At 43.7% G+C, this 20,317-nt stretch carries 7 protein-coding genes, 3 tRNA genes and 1 riboswitch; of the genes, 3 read left to right on the top strand and 7 right to left on the bottom strand.

The window, feature by feature from the left end:
* Positions 1-74 precede the first annotated feature (74 nt).
* From HXT55_RS01920 to pgi, 4 genes are all read right to left on the bottom strand, one after another.
* On the bottom strand, positions 75-1,625 hold the full coding sequence (locus HXT55_RS01920; RefSeq protein WP_415682826.1) for a nitrate/sulfonate/bicarbonate ABC transporter ATP-binding protein: 1,551 nt from the start codon (positions 1,623-1,625) through the stop codon (positions 75-77).
* A gap of 108 nt (positions 1,626-1,733) precedes the next feature.
* The gene (locus HXT55_RS01915; RefSeq protein WP_009994359.1) at positions 1,734-3,482 is read right to left on the bottom strand and encodes an ABC transporter permease; all 1,749 of its coding nucleotides are present in this window, start codon (positions 3,480-3,482) and stop codon (positions 1,734-1,736) included.
* Positions 3,483-3,619: 137 nt separating this feature from the next.
* Positions 3,620-3,832 carry a hypothetical protein gene (locus HXT55_RS01910; RefSeq protein ID WP_226913173.1) on the bottom strand — a complete coding sequence of 71 codons (213 nt, stop codon included), beginning with the start codon at positions 3,830-3,832 and terminating at the stop codon, positions 3,620-3,622.
* 113 nt (positions 3,833-3,945) lie between these two features.
* Positions 3,946-4,106, bottom strand: a riboswitch (M-box (ykoK) riboswitch).
* A gap of 289 nt (positions 4,107-4,395) precedes the next feature.
* Positions 4,396-6,090, bottom strand: a complete 1,695-nt coding sequence (gene pgi / locus HXT55_RS01905; RefSeq protein WP_004114451.1) for a glucose-6-phosphate isomerase — start codon at positions 6,088-6,090, stop codon at positions 4,396-4,398.
* A 315-nt stretch (positions 6,091-6,405) separates the two neighbouring features.
* Between pgi and HXT55_RS01900 the strand changes: the two genes are divergently transcribed.
* Together HXT55_RS01900 and HXT55_RS01895 are read left to right on the top strand one after the other, a co-directional pair.
* Positions 6,406-6,478 (top strand) — tRNA-Thr (locus tag HXT55_RS01900).
* A gap of 37 nt (positions 6,479-6,515) precedes the next feature.
* A tRNA-Leu gene (locus HXT55_RS01895) sits at positions 6,516-6,596 on the top strand.
* An 86-nt stretch (positions 6,597-6,682) separates the two neighbouring features.
* Here the strand turns inward: HXT55_RS01895 and HXT55_RS01890 are convergent.
* The 3 genes from HXT55_RS01890 to HXT55_RS01880 all read right to left on the bottom strand — a co-directional run bounded on the left by HXT55_RS01890 (position 6,683) and on the right by HXT55_RS01880 (position 9,540).
* On the bottom strand, positions 6,683-8,602 hold the full coding sequence (locus tag HXT55_RS01890) for a glycoside hydrolase family 25 protein (protein ID WP_421792310.1): 1,920 nt from the start codon (positions 8,600-8,602) through the stop codon (positions 6,683-6,685).
* 172 nt (positions 8,603-8,774) lie between these two features.
* Positions 8,775-8,848 (bottom strand) — tRNA-Gly (locus tag HXT55_RS01885).
* A 215-nt stretch (positions 8,849-9,063) separates the two neighbouring features.
* Positions 9,064-9,540, bottom strand: coding sequence for a holo-ACP synthase (locus tag HXT55_RS01880; RefSeq protein ID WP_004138637.1), 477 nt, complete (start codon positions 9,538-9,540; stop codon positions 9,064-9,066).
* 572 nt (positions 9,541-10,112) lie between these two features.
* Here HXT55_RS01880 and HXT55_RS01875 point away from each other — a divergent pair.
* Positions 10,113-19,334: a Rib/alpha-like domain-containing protein gene (locus HXT55_RS01875; RefSeq protein ID WP_421792308.1), complete on the top strand. Its 9,222-nt coding sequence runs from the start codon at positions 10,113-10,115 to the stop codon at positions 19,332-19,334.
* The last annotated feature ends 983 nt before the right edge of the window (positions 19,335-20,317 follow it).

Below are 20,317 nucleotides of genomic sequence, written 5' to 3'. Positions count from 1 at the left end.
CGCCTTATCGAAAGCATACAGAACACAAATTTATGCTCAATAATGGACATTATTGAGCATTATTTCGCACTATTTCAGCGCACAACGCCATTAAGCGGCGCCGTCTCAACAGTACGAGTTAATTCGTCATCATCGGCATCGTAGTCAAAAAGCTCACCATAACGACCCCAGCTAATCGCAATATCAAATTGCTGACGAGCCAAGGCGTCCGTATGCTTGCTGCGAAGCAAATCCAAAATCAACTCGCCACGAAGCTTGCCATTGCGGTTTCGGCTCAAAGCCTGATCAATTGCATGAACAAGAGGAGCATGCTCAATTGCAAGACGCGCAAACACCTGCTTGCTGTGCAAAATGTCGGCATTATGCCATTCTTGACCTGCTGGAGTAATAGTAATATGACCATTTTCTGCTGTAAGCAAATTAAGCATTGTTCCAGCATCTACAAGTGGGAACAAATCATCGATTTCGAACGACAGATCCGCAGCCAAATCAGCCAAATCAATGCCATCTGGCTCTTCCGAAATAACGTCTAGCAAACCTGCCATTCCTCCTGGCGTTGCGTTCGGCAGCAAGTGCACAGCAACAGGCTCAGGCTTCGGCTCCCCCGCATCCGCCTGCTCCTCGTTTTGCTTAGCTTCTGCCTCCGCGTCGTGATGCTTTTGAATAAGCATGTCGGCGATTGCAGCAGCTTCTGTTTCTTCCGCATCCGTCTGTTCCACAGGTTGAGAATCGCCATCTGCAGCAGACAAGTCGCCAGCAACCGTTGTATCAGTATTATCTGGCTCAGATTCACCCTCTGGCATAGAACCAGTCAAAATCGCATAAAGATTATCAACCATCGCCTCAAATTCAGCACTATGTTTGTCTCTCGGGCGAGGCAAATCAACTTGCACGTCTGCAATCAAATGCCCAGGATGAGATCCCAAAACCACCACGCGATCTGCCATTTGCACAGCTTCTTCAATATTGTGCGTAACGATTACAACAGACTTGATATCACGCTCTTCACTAGACCAAAGCTTAAGAACTTCCTGACGAAGATTTTCTGCTGTAAGGACGTCAAGCGCAGAAAATGGCTCGTCCATAAACAGAGCATCTGGGCGCAAAACCAGTGCGCGCGCAATACCTACGCGCTGACGCATGCCGCCAGAAAGCTCCTTTGGGTACGCTGTTTCAAAGCCGTCCAAACCAATAGCATCTATTGCTGCGAGAGCAAGCTCCGTGCGCTTTTCTTTACTAACGCCTCTAGCGCGCAAACCAAGCTCCACATTGTCTTGAACTGTAAGCCATGGCATAAGTGCGAAGGTTTGGAAGACGATTGCCACACCTGGGTTTGGACCAATAAGCTCGCGACCGCGATACGTTACAGTTCCCTCTGTTGGCTGAATTAAGCCTGCCATTGTTCGCAAGAAGGTTGATTTTCCAGCGCCAGAACGCCCTAGAATTGCAACGATTTCGCCTTCGCGCAACGTAAACGATATATCGTGAAGTACGTGCTGAGTAGTGCCACTATCCGATGTGAAACTTTGAGTTATGTGTTTTGCGTCGATGATATCGCTTGTAACTGAAGATTGTGCAGCAAAGTTCTGCGCAGCCTTTTCTGCGGTTTTGTTCAAAGTGTTCATAATATTTGCCAATCTGTTTTGTAAAGTTAAAAAGTTTATAAACTTAAAAAGTTTAATTTTCCGTAGTTTATTTGATTTATTCGATTGATTAGTCGATTAATTAGTCGATTAATTCAAAACAAATCTTTTTGCCGAATACCTTTGCAAAGGCGTCCAGAACAGTCGATTACTTAACACCACTATTAAGCTCATAACCGTTACTCCCACAAGCGTTTTTACAGAATCACCAACGGTTGTTGCATTCGTAATATACGCGCCCAAACCCTGAGTTGCCATGTGATTCTTGCCGTATTCCACAATCTCTGACACAATCGAAGCGTTCCAAGCACCGCCAGCGGCAGTAATTCCGCCAGTGCACCAGGATCCAAAAATCGCAGGCAAAACAAGAGTTTTCCACTTGAGCATACGATTTAATCTAAAGCTTCTTGCCATTTCTCGTAAATCGTCTGGAATCGCGCTAGCGCCTGCAATAACGTTAAACAGAATGTACCATTGCGTGCCAAGCGCCATCAAAATAATACTTCCCCAACCTAGGTCAATATGCCAAGCCATAAACCACATCATTGCAAATGGGAACACAAAGTTTGCTGGGAAGCTAGCCAGAATTTGCACAACAGGTTGCATAATTCGCGAAATCTTAGGATTCATGCCAATATATACGCCTACTGGAACCCAAATCAGCGAGCTCACAAAAATCAACACAGCTACGCGAGCAAAAGTCAAAGCTCCTAACGCTCCAGCTGTAGCAAACTCCTGCAAACCTGTGCGAGTTGCTACAAAGTAAAGCATTTGAGCAGCAAGCCCCAAAATCAGCACAGCCATAACAATGTTGAAAACCAAGTCGCCAAGTTTACGCTGTGATGCTTTACGCGGCCACTGTGAACCTGTGCGTCCGAATGGTCGTGTAATAATTTCAAGCCATTCGCGAATCGGAGAAAACAGCTTGCTAATAACTTCGTCGGCATGCGAATGACGAATAAGTGTCAAAACAGCACTCTTTCGTTCTTCGTCGGATGCGCTTTGAGTTATGCGGAATCGTTCTGCCCAGGCGGTAAGCGGCTTCCAAAGGAAGAAGTCAATCGCTAGCACAACAACAATCATGGATAAAATAGCCCACCAAATGTTTCCAAGCTTGTTTTCTGCTGCAGATTGCGCCACAAAACTACCTACTCCAGGCAGCGCGTAAGTGTGATTGTTTACGGAAATCATTTCGGAAGCAGTAAGGAAGAACCATCCGCCGCCAACGCTCATCATGCAATTCCAAAGCAGCGGAATCATTGCGTTTGGCATATCCAGCACCCAGAATCGCTGCCAATGCGTAAGTTGCAAGCTGCGCACTGCCTCGTCTAGCTCTTTTGGCTCGCTTAAAAGCGAACGGTGGAACGAGAAAGTCATATTCCAAGCCTGGCTTGTAAAAATCGCAAAAATCGAAGCGGCTTCAACGCCCATCATCGATCCTGGGAAAATCACCAGCCAAATCGTTACTGTAGCCGAAAGGAAGCCAAGAATTGGAACGGATTGCAAAATGTCTAGCAACGGAATAAGAACCTTGCCTAGTCGGCGGCTGCGCGCTGCAAGAGATCCGTAAATAATGGTAAAAATCAGCGATGCTATAAGCGCAAGCATCATACGAAACACGGATCTAAGCGTGTAGTAAGGCAAATTAATAAGGTCAGTTGAAACTGCAGAAGGTATTCCTTTAGGTCCAATCGGCTGGTTAATGCGCTGCAAAAGGAAAGCGCTTACTCCAAAAAGCGCGATTATACCAACGCACACAATAATGTCGGACCAAAAACGAGTGTTTTCGTCTACTTGCGTACTAGCACCGTTTTTTCCAGATGTTGTAAATATTGTCATGATAAGTCCTCTGGGAACGCGTATTTTTACACGCGTTTGCCGCTTATCACCACTATTTTTTGCGTTTATCTTAAATTTCGCTTAGAATTTTAGACTTTATTTTAGAAGCGCTTATTTAGCGCGCGGTTGCTGGCGACTTATCCCAACAAATCAAATAAAATAAAATCTTTAATCGCAAAACCTGTAATCGCAAACATTTTGGCGGTGACTGCCGGTTTTTTATATTCATCTTTTGTATATTCAGGGGGAACGTCTGTACTACTACTAATACTGTCTGAATCGTCACTAACGGCATTAACTGTATTAGCACTTTGATTACAACTGGTACTACTGCTACTGTCATGTTTCACGGCAATCACCTCCTCTAGCTTGTGCGCGCCAACGCAAAACCGTATCATCGTATCATCATTGAACCGGACGGCAAGCAAGAAGACATAAGGTGATTTTTAAATCAAAAGAAATCAGCCTTAATCTTGTCGTTCAAGCTTCAGCTTCGCAGGGCGGTGGTGTTGCATTAGTCGAAGCCTTGAAATCGACAACGACTGTTGACCAACTTGCAGTGTCTCCACTGTGTTGCGGCAGCAACCCGTATCCCCGTGGTAGCCTTACCTACCGACCGTGCTCATTATAAATTATCACTGCTCTTGTGTCAACCTATTTTTGAATCGAAGTGCATTCGCGCGCTACGCTATTCCTCACGGCTATTAGTATCCGCTCGGCTGATTTGGCATGTAAAGTCCACTGGACTTTACATTTGAGCCAAATCACGCTTTGAAGGAGCTTGAAATGCGTTATGGAATTTCAAGCTCAGTCAAAGCGCCCATGCAAGTCGATTAGAGAAAAAGCCTCTTGAAGATTTAATCAACAAGAGGCTTTAAATCAACAATCAAATAAGATTGCTACACACTCACTACTACTTGCGATGAGCGCGATAGAAGCGAATCAAGCTCTGGGTAGAAGCATCCTGAGCTGCCAAAGCATCGTCATCCTTAGAGATTGCAGGAGTAATCTGCTTTGCAAGCTGCTTGCCAAGCTCCACACCCCACTGATCGTAGGAATCCAAGCCCCAAACAGTGCCTTCGACGAAGGTGATGTGCTCGTAGAGAGCAATCAACTCGCCCAAGCTAAATGGAGTCAAAGCTTCGCCGAAGATAGAAGTGGTTGGACGGTTTCCGCTAAATACGCGAGCTGGAACAATCTCTTCTGGAGTTCCTTCAGCGCGAACTTCGTCAGCAGTCTTGCCGAAAGCAAGAGCCTTAGTCTGTGCAAGATAGTTGCCCAAGAAGAGCTCGTGCACATCCTGATCGCCATCTTTAGTAGGATTTGGCGTGTTCACGAAAGCAATGAAGTCAGCTGGAATAAGCTGAGTGCCCTGGTGAATCAACTGGTAGAAAGCGTGCTGGCCGTTGGTGCCTGGCTCACCCCAGAAGATTTCGCCGGTTTCGCTTGTTACAGGAGTGCCGTCCCAGCGCACAGACTTACCGTTGGATTCCATGGTGAGCTGCTGCAAATAAGCTGGGAAACGGTGCAAGTACTGATCGTATGGAAGCACAGCGTGAGAAGCAACCTTGTAGAAGTTGCGGTACCAAACGTTGAGCATACCGAGAAGCACAACAACATTCTTCTCGAATGGGGTTTCAGCAAAGTAAGTATCGATTGCGTGGAAGCCCTTCAAGAACTCTTCGAAGCGCTCTGGTCCAAGAACTACAGCCAAAGAAGTGCCAACAGCGGAATCCACAGAGTAGCGGCCGCCAACCCAGTTCCAGAATCCGAAAGCGTTGGTTGGGTTAATGCCGAACTCTTCAACCTTCTCGAGGTTGGTGGAAACAGCCACGAAGTGCTTAGCAACAGCTTCAGCCTTCTTTGCGTCGCTGCCGTCAATAGCACCGCTCTCCTGAAGCTTGTTAAGCAACCAGGTACGAGCGGTACGAGCGTTGGTCAAAGTCTCCAAAGTGGTGAAAGTCTTGGAAACAATGATGAAAAGCGTGGTTTCTGGATCCAAATCCTTGGTCTTCTCTGCCATATCATTTGGATCGATATTAGAAACGTAGCGAGCGCTAATTCCAGCGTCAGCATATGGCTTCAAGGCTTCGTAAACCATTACTGGACCCAAATCAGAGCCGCCGATACCAATGTTTACAACGGTCTTGATGTTCTTGCCAGTAACGCCCTTCCAAGCGCCGGAGCGAACTTCGTTAGCAAAATCGTAAATGCGACCCAACACTTCACGCACGTCGGCAACGGTATCTTGACCGTCTACCATGAACTTACCAGCATCTTCGGCTGGACGACGCAAAGCGGTGTGCAATACTGCACGATCTTCGGTGTTGTTAATGTGCACGCCAGTGTACATCGCCTTAGTGCGCTCATCAAGCTTAACTGCCTTTGCAAGGTCGGCGAAAAGCTTAAGCGTCTCTGGCTTAATCAAATTCTTAGAAAGATCGAAGTGGAGGTCTCCAGCTTCGAAGCTCAACTTATCCACGCGATTTGCATCCTGAGCAAACCACTTCTTCAGGCTCACGCCTTCGGACTGCAATTCATCATAGTGCTTCTGCAAAGCAGCCCATTCAGGTGTTTTAACGGCGTCAACTGGTGGATTGATGGCCATTTCTTGGTCCTTTCATCTTGAATGAAGTGACGTGATGCCTTGTTTTATCAATCTTTAGGCACACTCGAACACGTTTTAATCACAATAATCATCGAGAATCACAGTGAACTATAAAGTAAACACGTGTAAATGCGCGCAAAGTGGAACTTGTGCATCACTATCTTCCAATTGCCAAGATACTCACAAAAGCGGACAGAAATACACTTTGACTAGAACACATGCGAACATTTGCGGCGCGTCATGCTAGACAAATTGCAAATATTAATATATAGTATTTGATTTGTGCGCGAGTCGCGAATGCTTCTCGGGCAAATTGCCACTTTAGCTCAGTCGGTAGAGCGTCTCACTCGTAATGAGAAGGTCGACAGTTCGATTCTGTCAAGTGGCTCTTAAAGTTTCTTTTTCGCTTGTTTTAGGCGATTTAAGCGCGAGTGGCGAAATGGTAGACGCGCAGGATTTAGGTTCCTGTGTCTTACGACATGTGGGTTCAAGTCCCATCTCGCGCACAAAAATGGACCAGATGCTATTGCACCTGGTCCATTTTTTCTCTTAAACGAAACAACCAGAGAAAATATTAACTCTTAGTCTAAAACTACACTCCAAAAGCATAAGTCTTAGTATCTTTGAGTGTACCATTAGATGTGTAGGCTTCAAAATGTGTCCAATAAATTCCAGGCTTAGGACTCCACAAAGCCCACGGACCCTTAAATTGGCTCACCCATTGTTTGGCGTTATAGTCATATATTTTGATAATCGTGTAACCATTAGGATTATTTGTAGTAGCACCTAGTAAAACATTGCTACCACGCCAAGCCGCATAAGTGCCAGAAATCACGGTATCACCTGTAAAAACAGGAGCCGGTGCATTTTGAATCTCATAATGGAAAGCAATGGTTTTGTTGCCCAAAGGCTTCTTAGTGAACGAATCACGAACATCACAGTGAAGCCAATAATCACCGTTGCTTGTCACCCAAGAAGCCCAATTGCTAACAGACCAGTCAGAAATAGTCTTCCACTGCTTATTAAGCAAATCGTAAGCAAGCCAGCGATATTCCATATGATTGTAAATACTACTACTTGCTGCGGCACCTACAGCTATATCATCACTGCGAATAATCCACGTAAAATCGATGTGAGCGCGGCTTGTAGGCGTAGTTGGCCTAGTACCAAATGCGTTTAAATCAACATTACCTTGAATTCCAGATACAGAACCGCTAGAAGTGTACTGCCAACCACCTAATGGTGTTGTAATGTTAAAAAGCGTAGTGGCACCATAGCTAGCAACCCAGCTTGTGCGATCGTGAATGTATTGGGAATTAAGCGGACCGTTTAAATAATTCGCATAAGAATAAACACCTAGATTAGTGTATCCAGCAGAAGCCAGCTGATTCCACCACGATGCGACAATATTCTGATAAACGTATGGATCAGTAGGTGGTTGATGCCCTGCCCACTCCCATCTTTCCAAATCATAGTAAACAGGGTATGAAAGGTCACTTGGATTAACTCCAGCACCTTGCAAAAGCCTCGCCACATCAGCACCTTCGGAAGCGCCATCAGAAGGCGTTTCAGCGTAGGAATAAACATAAACTCCAAAAGGAATACCTAAACGCTTGCATTCGTTGATATTTCTCACAGCATACTTATCGTAGCCATTATCCCAACCGTAGCTGATGCGAATTATCGCACCTTCTACTCCAGCGGCTTTAGCAGCAGCCCAATCAATTTCGTGCTGATATTCAGAAACATCTATAACACCCCTAGCGTTATAAGCAAACATGTTTCCGTTGCCATCAAAGAATGATTGAGAACCATTGTAATCTTCCCATTCCACGCCATAATTTGTTACAGGCAAATAGGCTTTGCGAACAATACCATCAGTTGTTGTGGCTGTTTTAGAAGACAATATTGTTGAATCTTTTGCTTTAGCAGAAGATTTAGACTCGTCTGGAATAGGCTGATTTGAGCTTATTAGACGAACTTTGGAAGGATTGGCAGAATTTGTAGAATTCGTAGAATTCGTAGAATTGTAGCGCTTAATTGCTTTTCGCAAATCTCCAACAGTAATAGGCGTAAAACGTCTTCCATCGCTCTTAGCAAGAGGATCTGGCTGCTTGTCTTTAGTGCCAATAATTTTAGGATCAGTAACAATATCGCCAGTTTTAAGAGATTTCAAATGACCAGTAGATGTAAGAGCATATTTTGAAGAAACTACTTCGTCACTATTCTTAAATGACGACGCCACTTTTGAAGGCAACTTAAAATCAGGATTATTGGCATCACCATCGGCAAAACCATTCAAACGATTATCTTCAGCAGAATTACTATTCCCATTATCTGCACTTTTTATTGCATTATTTTTGGCACTTCTTAATGAACTTCTTGATGAACTAGAAGCAGAGCCTTCAAAAACACCACGTCCTTCAACATTAATAGATGGAGAAACGTTCATAACAAATGCAGTAGCAACAGAAACTAAACTTGCAATTACACGTACAATAATTTGTCCCACAACTCCTCCAGAGATATGCTTTTACGTGTTTTTACCTCATACAACCATAGCAATATGCGCAAACAGTAAAGAAACAAATCGCAAATCAGAATAACGAAAAAACACAAAAATAACTATGACTAATCACGATATATTTAGAACAATCGGAATCAAAGAAATCACAGAAATCAAGTGGAGCGGATGACGGGAATCGGACCCGCGTCATCAGTTTGGAAGACTGATACTCTACCATTGAGCTACATCCGCAATTGCACGTAATGGAATTTTTATAAGACCCCAAAACAGCGACTCGAACAATTATACAGATGATTTTGACATAAAACAACTAACGACACTCCACTTAGATTCTCAAGAGCGTTGTAGCACACTATTAACATTCCCGCGTTTGTTCCCTTTTTATGCAAATACGACAACAAACGCGGGAAAAATACACAAAACCATACAGTGCAAATCGCAAATATCTAAGCTATTTCTAGAATCACAAACGCAGAGGCGATTGCAGATGCATCTTCAAGCAAACCATCGTGGCTCAAAGAAACATGCCATCTAATAGAAAAACCATTCTGTGCATTAATCATAGGAACCGTGCCTAAAGATTGCATAAGCTTTTCATTAACAGCATCATCAAGATGAACACTTGGGCAACCACGAGAATCATCTAAAATCTCAATACTCGACCACGGTGTGTTATCTAGCGTGTAAGGATATTTTGCATCTTCAAACAAAGATAAAGCCTCGCACCAAGATTTTATAACCGCCTCTTTTCCAGCCCAGCGCGCTGCAATATGCATCGCCTCAGCGTCGTTTTTTGAGTGCGCTCGCATGGCGCACTGTCTAAGCTCTCTCTGAGAAAACAGAGCACGCCAACCATCGCCATCATGCATCTGCTCAGCAAACTGCGCAACGTTTACCAAGTCGTGCCCTATTCCTGCAATCATACACACCTACTTTTAGTACATATACATACTTTTTTATGTTCTACGCAAAAATACTATATAAAATCTTGTATAAAATATATTTAAATCAACAATCACTTGCACGCTTTTACTGCAGTAGCAGACGCCGAAAAAGTCACCGGCAAATGTTTTCCAAAACTACAAAAACGACAGCAAACGCCAGAAAATTACGCCGCTACGACCTGCTTAAGCATGTGTACAAGAAACGCTACAAGTGTGATTAATTCATATGCGAATAAATTACTATAAAACGATAAAATTTTAGATAATTTTAAACAATCCGTCGTTATGACAATATTTTATACATAGAGCACCCCCCCCCCCCGCAGGAAATTTTACAGTTATGGAATACTTAACAATAAAAAAATTACGACAAAATAGTAAAAATACGATATAATATTATGCAGCATGTATATAAGCGTACTTATTGTCTACCGTTGCTTTATGCAAACACAGAATTCGTATTTGAAGAAGAACTAGACACAAGTTTATATACGACACACATTAAGGAACGTTAAATTAAGAAGCACAAGAATAAAGGATTACGGATTATTATGGCAAATAACAACCGCAAAAAGCATGCACGCGAGCAAGTTGAGAGCTCGTTTAAAAACGTTGATTCATCTTCTGCGTATGCAACCATGCGCAAGGTGTCATTGAGCACACTTGCCACAGTTCTTACTGCCGCCACTTGCTTGGGCGGTCAGCCAATCCTCGCATCCTCTAATATTCTTCTTCCTCCAACTACGGCAGCTTTTGCGCAAGAAGTGCGTAACGCAGACCCTACTCCTTGGCTACATACGCCAAACATTCTTGAGTATCAGCGCTACCGTTACTTAAACAGTAGAGGCGAATTTGGCTACGTTGGAGACGACAAAGTTGGCGACTGGGATAGAATCATCAACAAAACCGACATGTATGCACACGTTCAAGGCGAAGGCAATAACAAGTACTTGGTTTTCGACGTGTTCTTTAACAATGACGGCAAATCCATGGTTTCCGCATCAACAAAGCATCAATACGTGTGGCAAATTCCTTATGCAATTGCCGATTTAAGCAACGACGGCTACAAGGGTGACACTATGCGCAATCTTAGTTTTGACTTCTACAAGCGCAATAACAAATCACCTCAAACGTATGCAAATCTTTCACACGATATTGGCTTGTTTGAACACGATGCAAGCAAATCTTTCAATCAAGACTTCTTGAAAGATAGTCAGGATCACAATAACTCAACATATCATTACTCTATAGGCGTACGCCCTGGCGGATCTGGTGCTCAAGATATAAAAGACAACTTCCATGTTAACCCAGATGCTTTGGATTCCGCTATCAAAAAGGCTCTCCCACCAAACCAAAGACCTTATAACAGCTACAACTATGGTATTGGTATAACAACAACTCACGTTGATTACGCTGTACGAATGCATTGCGAGTTAAAGCTTCGACCAGGTGTAACCGATGAAGAAATCAAAAATGCCTTTACTTGGGCAAATAGCAGCTCTTATGGAAGAACTACTCATTCTGCATACACGTTTATTTCTGGTCGCACAAAAGACGAAAATGTGCCACCTACAAAAAGCGATAAAATCCCTCCAAAGCTGTATTTAAACGGCAAGGAGATTGACAACTCCAACAACAGCATAACCGTATATCAGGGAGATATTCCTACAATCACTTTCGGCACATCAGATGACAGCGGAAAGGTTAATAGCTTCTCAGTTAAGGGTCTTCCTAACGGTAATGGAGATGTCACTGAAAACAGTAATGGCATGGAAGCAACTGAAGCTAAGCATCACAACCATGTTGTTAATAGAGTTAAGTTTGAATATAAGAACGGCAACACGCCAGCAAATACTGACTACACGGTTACTGTCTCTGCAACCGACGCTTCTGGAAACAAAGTAGAAAAGAAAGTTACAGTACATCTTAAAAATCTGAACCAGAAGTACAAGGCTCCAACCACTACACCGATTACTGTTGATTGGGGACATAAGGCAACTAATGAAGAATTAAAGAAACATGTTTCTAATATTGAAGGCGGTGGACAACTAGATTTCAATACTTTCCCAGAGACTAAACTACCAGATATAGCTTTTAATGGGAAAGATACTGCTACAACATCCACATCAGCAAAAGTAATATATTCAGACAATTCGTACCATATTGTTACGATTCCTGTAATTGTCAGAAAGCCGCTCGCATTGCAACACAAAAGCGAGCTGAAAGATCACGAAGTTAAAGTAAATGTTGGCGACACTCTTACTAAAACAGAAAACAAGGTTGACGCTAAGCAATATCTTGGCATAACCGATAAGAATGTTAAAGATAAAATTAAGAGCGCAGAGTGGGTGAACGGCGAACCTTCCACAAACGTTGCGGGAAAGAAGACTTACACTGCTAAAGTCACATTTAGCGACGGCAGTACTGCAGAAGAAAAGGTCACTTTCACTGTGCGCCCTAAGAAGCCTACAATTGAGACTGATTTGACTGGTGTTGCAGGCGTAAAGGGCAAGGAAGTTGTAGTTGACGCTGGTCCTGGCACAGCTGGAAGCACTGTAACGCTTAAGAACAGCAAGGGCAATCAAATTGGAACTGGAACCGTTGGAGCTGATGGCAAAGTTACAATTACAGTTGCTAACGGCATTCCTGAAGGAAACATTACTGCAGTAACTACTACTGCAGATTCCGTAAGCTCTGACGCAAGCGACGCTAAGAAGGCTACTAAGGATAACAAAGCTCCAACGCTTACTGCTGATAAAGATAGCGTTACCGTAAAAGTTGGCGAAGATTTGAAAATTCAGCTTACTGCAAAAGATGATGTAAAGATTGAGTCTATTGACACAGCAACAGCAACGATGGCTCTGTTTAACAATGACCCAACAAAGCTGCTTAGTAACCCAACTCGCGCTGGAGTCAAGTACGATTCTAAGAATAATACAGACACACAGAAGAAACTTACTTATACATTCTCCGGCTTTAAGCCTGAAGAGGTTGGCACTTACACTCTTACGTTCTCTGCAACTGATGCTGCTGGTCACAAAACAGAAAAAACTGTGACTGTAAAAGTGGAGAAAAAAGAAGACATTAAGCCGAGAAATATTACTGTTGACTTAGGTCATAAGCTAGACGAAAAAGACGCAAAGAAGGCTATTGCCAACCACAGAAGCTTACCAAAAGGAACTAAGTTTGTTTGGAGCAAAGAAACTAACGGCACTCCAGACACTTCCACTGTTGGCAAAGAAAAGTCTGGAAAAGTTATTGTAACTATTCCTACTAACGACAAAAATCACCCACGCGTTGAAACTGTTGACGTTAAGGTAACTGTTAGGGATAACGAAAGTCCTAAAGTTGCGATTCAGCAAAAGGGCGACGGTGGTACATATAACACCATTAACGGCACACATCTAAGTGGTCCAAAAGACGCACCAGTATTTATTATCAATACGTACCGCGGTGATAAGAACGATATTAAGATTACTGCAACAGACAATAGCGGAGAAGTTACAACTCTTACTTTAACGCCTAAAACTCCAGGCGAGACAGAAAAAGCTCCTACTGGAACTGGCACAACTGCAGATCCTAAGACTTTGACGCTTGACGGCACTACTCCACTCAACACTAAGCCTGGCGAGTATACGCGTACCATCACAGCTGTGGACCCTTCGGGCAACACTAATAAAGTTACTGTGAAGTTTATCGTTAAACCGCAATCAGATAAGTACAGCAAAGTCACAGGAACGCCTGTTACGTACAACATGAGCGACGGCACAAAGCATCCGGATCCTAAGAGCGGCATTGATCCAGAAGCAGTGAAGAAACTGCCTAAGGACGCTAAGTATTCTTGGGCTAAAGAACCAGATTGGAATAAGCCTGGCAAAGATACAACCGCTACAGTCCGCATAACGTTCCCAGACGGCTCAACTAAAGACGTGGAGACAAAAGTTACCGTTAAGGACAATATCGCGCCTGTTATTGAGAACCCTGCTACAAATCAGGTGAAACATGACGATAAACAAATGTACTACCAATTTAAAGTACATAAAGATAAGCCTTTTGATATTGAAATTAAGTCTTACGATAACAGCGGCAAGATTAGTAGCGCAACAATATCAACATTCCCAGGCTACGACGGAAAAATCACTGTTGACAATCAAAACGGAAATTCTGCAGAAAAGCCTGCAACTATTCATATTAAGGGCACTGGAAAGCGAGATCCGAAGTTAACTAATTCGTCCGATAACAAGTGGTCTCGTGATCTTATTGTTAAAGACGAAGCTGGCAATACATCCAAGCTAAAGGTTCAGATTTCCGTATACACGGATGCTGAAGAGCATAATGCTGCTCCTAATGCTACACCAAAGAATCCTGACCAAAACGCTATTACAAACGCGATTATTATTACCAAGAAGGATGACCCGAAGAAGACCCCAATTGATAAGAAAGATTTGACTTTCACAGTTGGAAATATTCCTCAAGATGATGGTGTTCACACTGTTCCTGTAACAATTACATACCCGGATCATTCAACTACAATAGTTAATGTTCCTGTGTTGATTCATAAGGATGCTAAGGATTATGATCCAAAGGGTCAAACAGTTGAAGTTCCATGGAACACTAAGCCAGAAGAATTGACTAAGAAAATCACGTCATTTGATAATGGCGGCGGCTTGACGTGGAATGGCACATCTGGAAAAGATAAACTCAAGTCAGTAGAAATCGTCAACACAAAAGACGTTCCAAGCACCGATAAGCCTGGCGAAAGCCAAGTGCAGGTTAAGGTTACGTATAAGGATGGCTCTAGTGACGTTGCAACAGTAACTGTTAGAGTGCTGAAGCCACAAAGCGAAACTTATAAGCCAGAAGGTCAAACAATTAACATTGACTACAATAAGACGCCGAATGCAGGTATATCCAGCAAGATTACCGGCGTTGGCAAGGATAAAGGTATTAGCTTTGGTAAAGATAAGCAAGGCAAAGATATAACGCTTCCAGAAGGCGCAAGTATTGCTATTGACGACAAAGCTAAGACTGTTCCAGATGGCACTCAGCCTGGTACTTTCGATATTCCTGTAACCATTACATATAAGGATGGCTCTAAAGATCACGCAACAGTAAAGGTTACTGTAGGAAAGCCTCAAAGTGAAACTCATACGCCAAAGGTTGACGGCGGAATCACTAAGAAGTATGGAGAAAGTGGCCCTTCTGACAATGACATCATTGCTAAAGTCACTGTTCCAAATAAACCAAATGGTACAACAATTACAGTTGATAAAGGTCAAACACCTATCGACACTAAGACTCCTGGAACCGTAAACGTTAAGGTTACTGTTAAGTATCCTGACGGTTCTGAGGATCACGTGGAAGTTCCTGTAACAGTTGGCGAGCCAGATAACGAGACCTACAAACCAGGCGCAGAAGCTATCAACAAGAAGCGTAATGATCCAGCACCTACTGCTGAAGACATTAAGAATGCTGTGAAGACTTCTACAGTTGATGGCAAGACTCCAGATAAATCTAAAACAAAAGTAGAGCTTGTAGATCCAAAAACTCCTCTACCAACTACAGATAAGACTGGCACAACTAACGTACCTGTTAAGGTCACATATCCAGATGGTTCCAGCACTGTTGTGCAAGTGCCTGTAGTAGTTACAGATACCGATGCCACTGCAAACACTCCTGCAGTTGACACTGTGGAAGAGCCGTATGGCACTGGTAAAGAAAAGACCAAGAAAGCTGTTACGGATGCTGTAACTGTTCCTGATTTTAAGCCAAAGAAGGATGGCGATAAGCCAAAAGTCACCATCACCAGCAAAGATGAGGATATTCCAGACGGCACAAAGCCTGGCACTTATCACGTTAAGGTTAAAGTCACGTACCCGGATAACACAACTGATGAAGTTACTGTTGATGTGACTATTAAGAACAAGCAGTCGGATACTTTCGAGCCAAAGGTAACACCTGTTGTTAAGCCGTTTGGCAAGCAGGTTACATCTGATGATGTAACAGGCAATGTAACTGTTCCTAATTGGTCAAAAGATTCAAAGGAACAACCAAAGATTGAGTTGAACGAGCCTAACACAAAGCTTCCAGATGGTAAAACTCCTGGAAACTCTACTGTTAAGGTTAAAGTCACCTACCCAGATGGCACGACTGACATTGTTGACGTGCCAGTAACTATTAGCAATAAGCAGTCTGAACTTTACCCACCTAAGGCAGATAATCTTGAAAAAGATAATGGTCAAAAGCCTTCGGACGACGAAATTATCGGCAAAGTAAGTGTTCCTACCTGGCCAACGAACGAAACAAATAAGCCAACTTACTCTATTGCTGATGGCGATAAGTCTAAGATCCCTAATGGAGATAAGGCTGGCAAGTTTGAAGTGCCTGTAACAGTTACGTATCCGGATGGATCAACAACTGTTATTAACGTACCTGTAACTATCAAGGCTCCAACTGCTACAGCTAAAGTTGTGACTGTGCCAAAGGGCGTGGAGCCTAAGCCAGAGGACAGCATTGTCAATAAGGATAAGTTCCCTAATGGCACTAAGTTCGAGTGGGATAACAACGGAAAACCAGACACATCTAAGGAAGGTAACAGCGTAAAAGGCAAAGTAAAGATTACTATTCCTGGATCTGATACTCCTCAAGAAGTTGAAGTAAAGGTTAACGTTGTTGACCCAAGTGCATCTGAAGTCAACGTGCCACAGGGCAAGGATTTGCCAGAAGCTAAGGATGTTATTAAGGATTCTCACGATACTAGTAAGTTCCCTAATGGCACTACGTTCGAGTGGAAACCTGAAGATAAACCAGATACTAACAATCCTGGCGCAAAGAATGGCAAGATTATTGTTACTATTCCAGGTCAAAAGCCTGTGGAAGTGTCTGTAACAGTGAACGTTTTGCCAAAGCCAGAAGCGAATGTTGTGAACGTTCCACAAAATGGCACATTGCCAGAAGCTAAGGATGTTATTAAGGATTCTAGCGATACCAGTAAGTTCCCTAATGGCACTACGTTCGAGTGGGAAGATAGTGGCAAACCAACTACAGATACCGTTGGAGAAAAGACAGGCGGTAAAGTAAAAGTCACCATTCCAGGTGTAAATGGCAAGTCTGGTTATACGATTGATGTTCCTGTAACTGTGAACGTAAACCCTGTGCCTATAGCAAAGGAAACCACCGTCCCACAGAACAGCAATCCTGATCCTAAGAACAGCATTGATAACAACAACAAACTCCCTAAGGGAACCACATTCGAGTGGAAGAAAGATGCTGCCCCAAAGACCGACAAGCCAGGCACTGCTAGTGGCACAGTGATTGTCAAGATTCCAGGGCAAGCACCTCAAGAAGTGCCAGTAACAATTACTGTGACACCAGCACCTGTTGCAAACGACGTAACTGTGTTGCAAAAGAAGAATGGTGACACAACTGACACTACTCCTAAGCCAGAGGATGTTATTAAGAATCATAAGGATCTACCTAAGGATGCTAGTATTTCTTGGAAGAAGAAGCCTGATACCTCAAAGACTGGCAACCAACCAGGCGTTGTGACCGTTAAGGTGCCAGGCGAGCCAGATATTGACATTCCAGTCAACGTGCTCGTTGTGCCAAATCCAGCCGGTAAAACGGTGAGCGTACATGTTGGTGATTCTCCAAGCGCAGAAAACAGCATTGCCAATAAGGATGAGTTACCTAACGGAACCAAGTTTGCTTGGGCAACTAACGGTACTCCAGATACCAAGACAGCTGGAAACAATAAGAGCGGCACTGTCGTGGTAACTATTCCGGGTATCGCAAATCCTGTGAACGTACCAGTAACAGTAAACGTTGTGGCACAGAACAAGCCAGTTATCAACGATGGTAAAGCCGAAAACAAGCCTGGCGATAAAGGTTCTGCAGATAATGGCAAGACAACTATTACTGGTAAGGGAACTCCTGAAGCCACTATCAAGGTTCAAAACAGTAATGGCATCGCATTGAAGGATGGCGATAAAGAAATAACTGTCACTGTAGATAAAGATGGCAGCTTTACCGTTGATGTTCCTCATCAGACCCCTGGAACAACACTCAAACTTGTTCCAAACAAGGGTGGAGTTGATGGTGATGCAACTACTGTAATCGTCACAGCTAAGCCACAAAAGCCAACGATTACGGTACCAACCGACAACCAGAAGAACGACGGAAACGTAACTGTAACTCCGCCAACTGATGACACAACGGTTGTGAAAATTGAAATCAATGCTAAGCCAAATTCAATCAATGGTCCAGAACAGCCAGTTCGCACAATTATTGCTAAGAAGGATAACAATGGTAAGTGGAAGATTGACGGAGACGCTCCAGAAGGCGTAATCGTTAATCCAGATACTGGCGTTGTTACTATTCCAACAAAGAATTTGGAAGACGGCAGCACTATTACTGCAGTATCTAAGAACAAGACGGACAAACCATCTGATCCCGCTACTGCTGTAACTGGCTTTAAGACTCCACAGATTAGTGAGCAAACGCTAAAAGACAATCCAGATGATTCTACTAAACAAATCATCACTGGAAAGACTCTTCCGGGCGCAAGAGTAACTGTTACCGATAACAATGGCAATCAAATCGGAACTGGTACCGCAGATAAAGATGGCAACTTCACTATTACTATCGACAAGCAAAAGCCTGGTGCCATCGTCACCCTCACACCAACCAACGGTAAGGGTGATGGTGCAAAGACAGGCGATAGCGTAAATATTACTGTCAACGGAAATATAACTAAGCCAAAGATTGACACTCCAGCCGAGGGTGGTGCTAGCGTGACGCCTGATCTCACGGATACGCGCGTGAACAAGGTTGTAGTTACTTACACTCCAGAAGGCAGTGAAACAACCGCAACGATTACTGTTGTTGCTGAAGGCGACAAGCATGAGTGGAAGATTGACGGAGACGCTCCAGAAGGCGTAACCGTTAATCCGCAAACTGGCGTTGTTACGATTCCAGCAAACAAGATTAAGCACGGTAGCACTATTACTGCGCAATCAGAAGACAGTAGCGATAAGACTGGCAAGAGCAAGTCAGAAGTGGTAACTGCTAAAGTTGGCGAAAAGGAGAAGCCTGCACCAGAACCAACGCCAACGCCTGCGGGTGAGCCGACTATACTCACGCCACAAGATGGTGTTGAGCAAGGTTCCGCAACTGTTACCCCACCAGCAGACGCTGATACTCTAGAAATCACGTATATTCCAGAAGGCGATACAACGACTCCTGTAACAATTACCGTGAAGAAAGATAAGAATGGTAACTGGACTATTAACGGTAATACCACAACCGGCGTGACTGTTGATCCTAAGACTGGTAAAGTCACCATCCCTGCAACCCAAATCAAGGATGGTAGTACGATTACCGCGCAAGCCAAGAAGAATGGTCAACCATCCAACAAGGCAAACGGTAAAGTAGGAAACAACCCAACCAAGAAACCAACACCAACGCCGGAACCGGCACCGACACCGGAACCAGCACCGACACCGGAACCAGCACCTGCGCCAACCCCAGAACATGAATCTGGTTCTCATGATTCTGATGAACACACTGGCAACAGTGAAAACAACAGGAATAAGAGCAATAACACTCAGTTACAAGCTCCTAAGTCTCCTGTACATCACTCCTCCGGTCATGTTGCGCAATCAAAGTTAACCAATACAGGCTCTGCAATTGCTGCAGCAAGCACTGTTGCTGCACTCGCAGGCGCAATAGGTGCTGCACTCGCAGTCATTATTCGCAGGAAGAAGCGCGACTAAACGTTGGTGGTGCAACAAATATTAAAATTGAATAAATAATATACATATGCTCCGTGATAAAAGGGTTCGCAAAATTTACGACAACTCTTCAACCACGGAGCATTGTTATATCTGTAAAGCTATAGAACTGTAGACTACAGAGGTATAAGCTACAGAGATATAGGTGCGACAAATAGATGCCGTTAAATGATCTGGGTACTGGTAGCGAAATAGCATACCACTGCGATAATGACAGCGTACTACTGGCATTAGGTAATATCAGGCGACATACGCAATGCTACACGTACTAAATATGGCATACTGAACTACAGAGCTACTTACGTAATTTTTAACGCAACTCCAATCGCCTTACATTTTTCCTGCAAATGTGGTCAAATAAAGCCAGAGCGAAAACAGATGCCGTGGAATAACACAGCAAATGTTTCCGCTCTGGTTTCGCACTTATTTCAATGCGTCAATACATCCGCAATTAAGCGTCAATACATTAGCAGCTAAAGCAACAACTCAGCAGTAGCAGCCGCTGGCATCTAGGCGAGCGTCTGGGTTTAGAGCGTAGTACGGTTTCCTTACTTGGTATTGCGCGAGGTTTGAGTATTTCTCTCCTCGCAAATCCCGTCGCTACTCTCCTCTTTTATTGCTCGTATAGAAATACATCAAACCTTCTGAATATCTAGAACTTTTGCGTGGTTTTTATCACCGAGATTCTCGATTTTTCTTGCTACTTCAGCGAATCACCATCAAAGAGCTGCGAATCGACTTGCTTGAGCGCTTAAAGCGTAGCGCGCGAATGCACTTCGATTCGCTGAGCTTGCTCAAAGTTGAAAGCACAGTGTGCTTTCAACGCAAGCGAAGACGTGAGCGCGCTGTAACGCGCGAGCGATACGCTTCATTCAGTGCGAAAAATCTCGAATCTATACCTAACTTGGCGCAACCTTGTAGTGCGTTTGTACCTGATTTACGGCGTGTCGTCATACAATCGCACT

It is taken from the genome of Gardnerella sp. KA00718 (assembly GCF_049244285.1).
Lineage (GTDB): Bacteria > Actinomycetota > Actinomycetes > Actinomycetales > Bifidobacteriaceae > Bifidobacterium > Bifidobacterium vaginale.
This window is presented reverse-complemented; position numbering and strand designations above follow the sequence as displayed.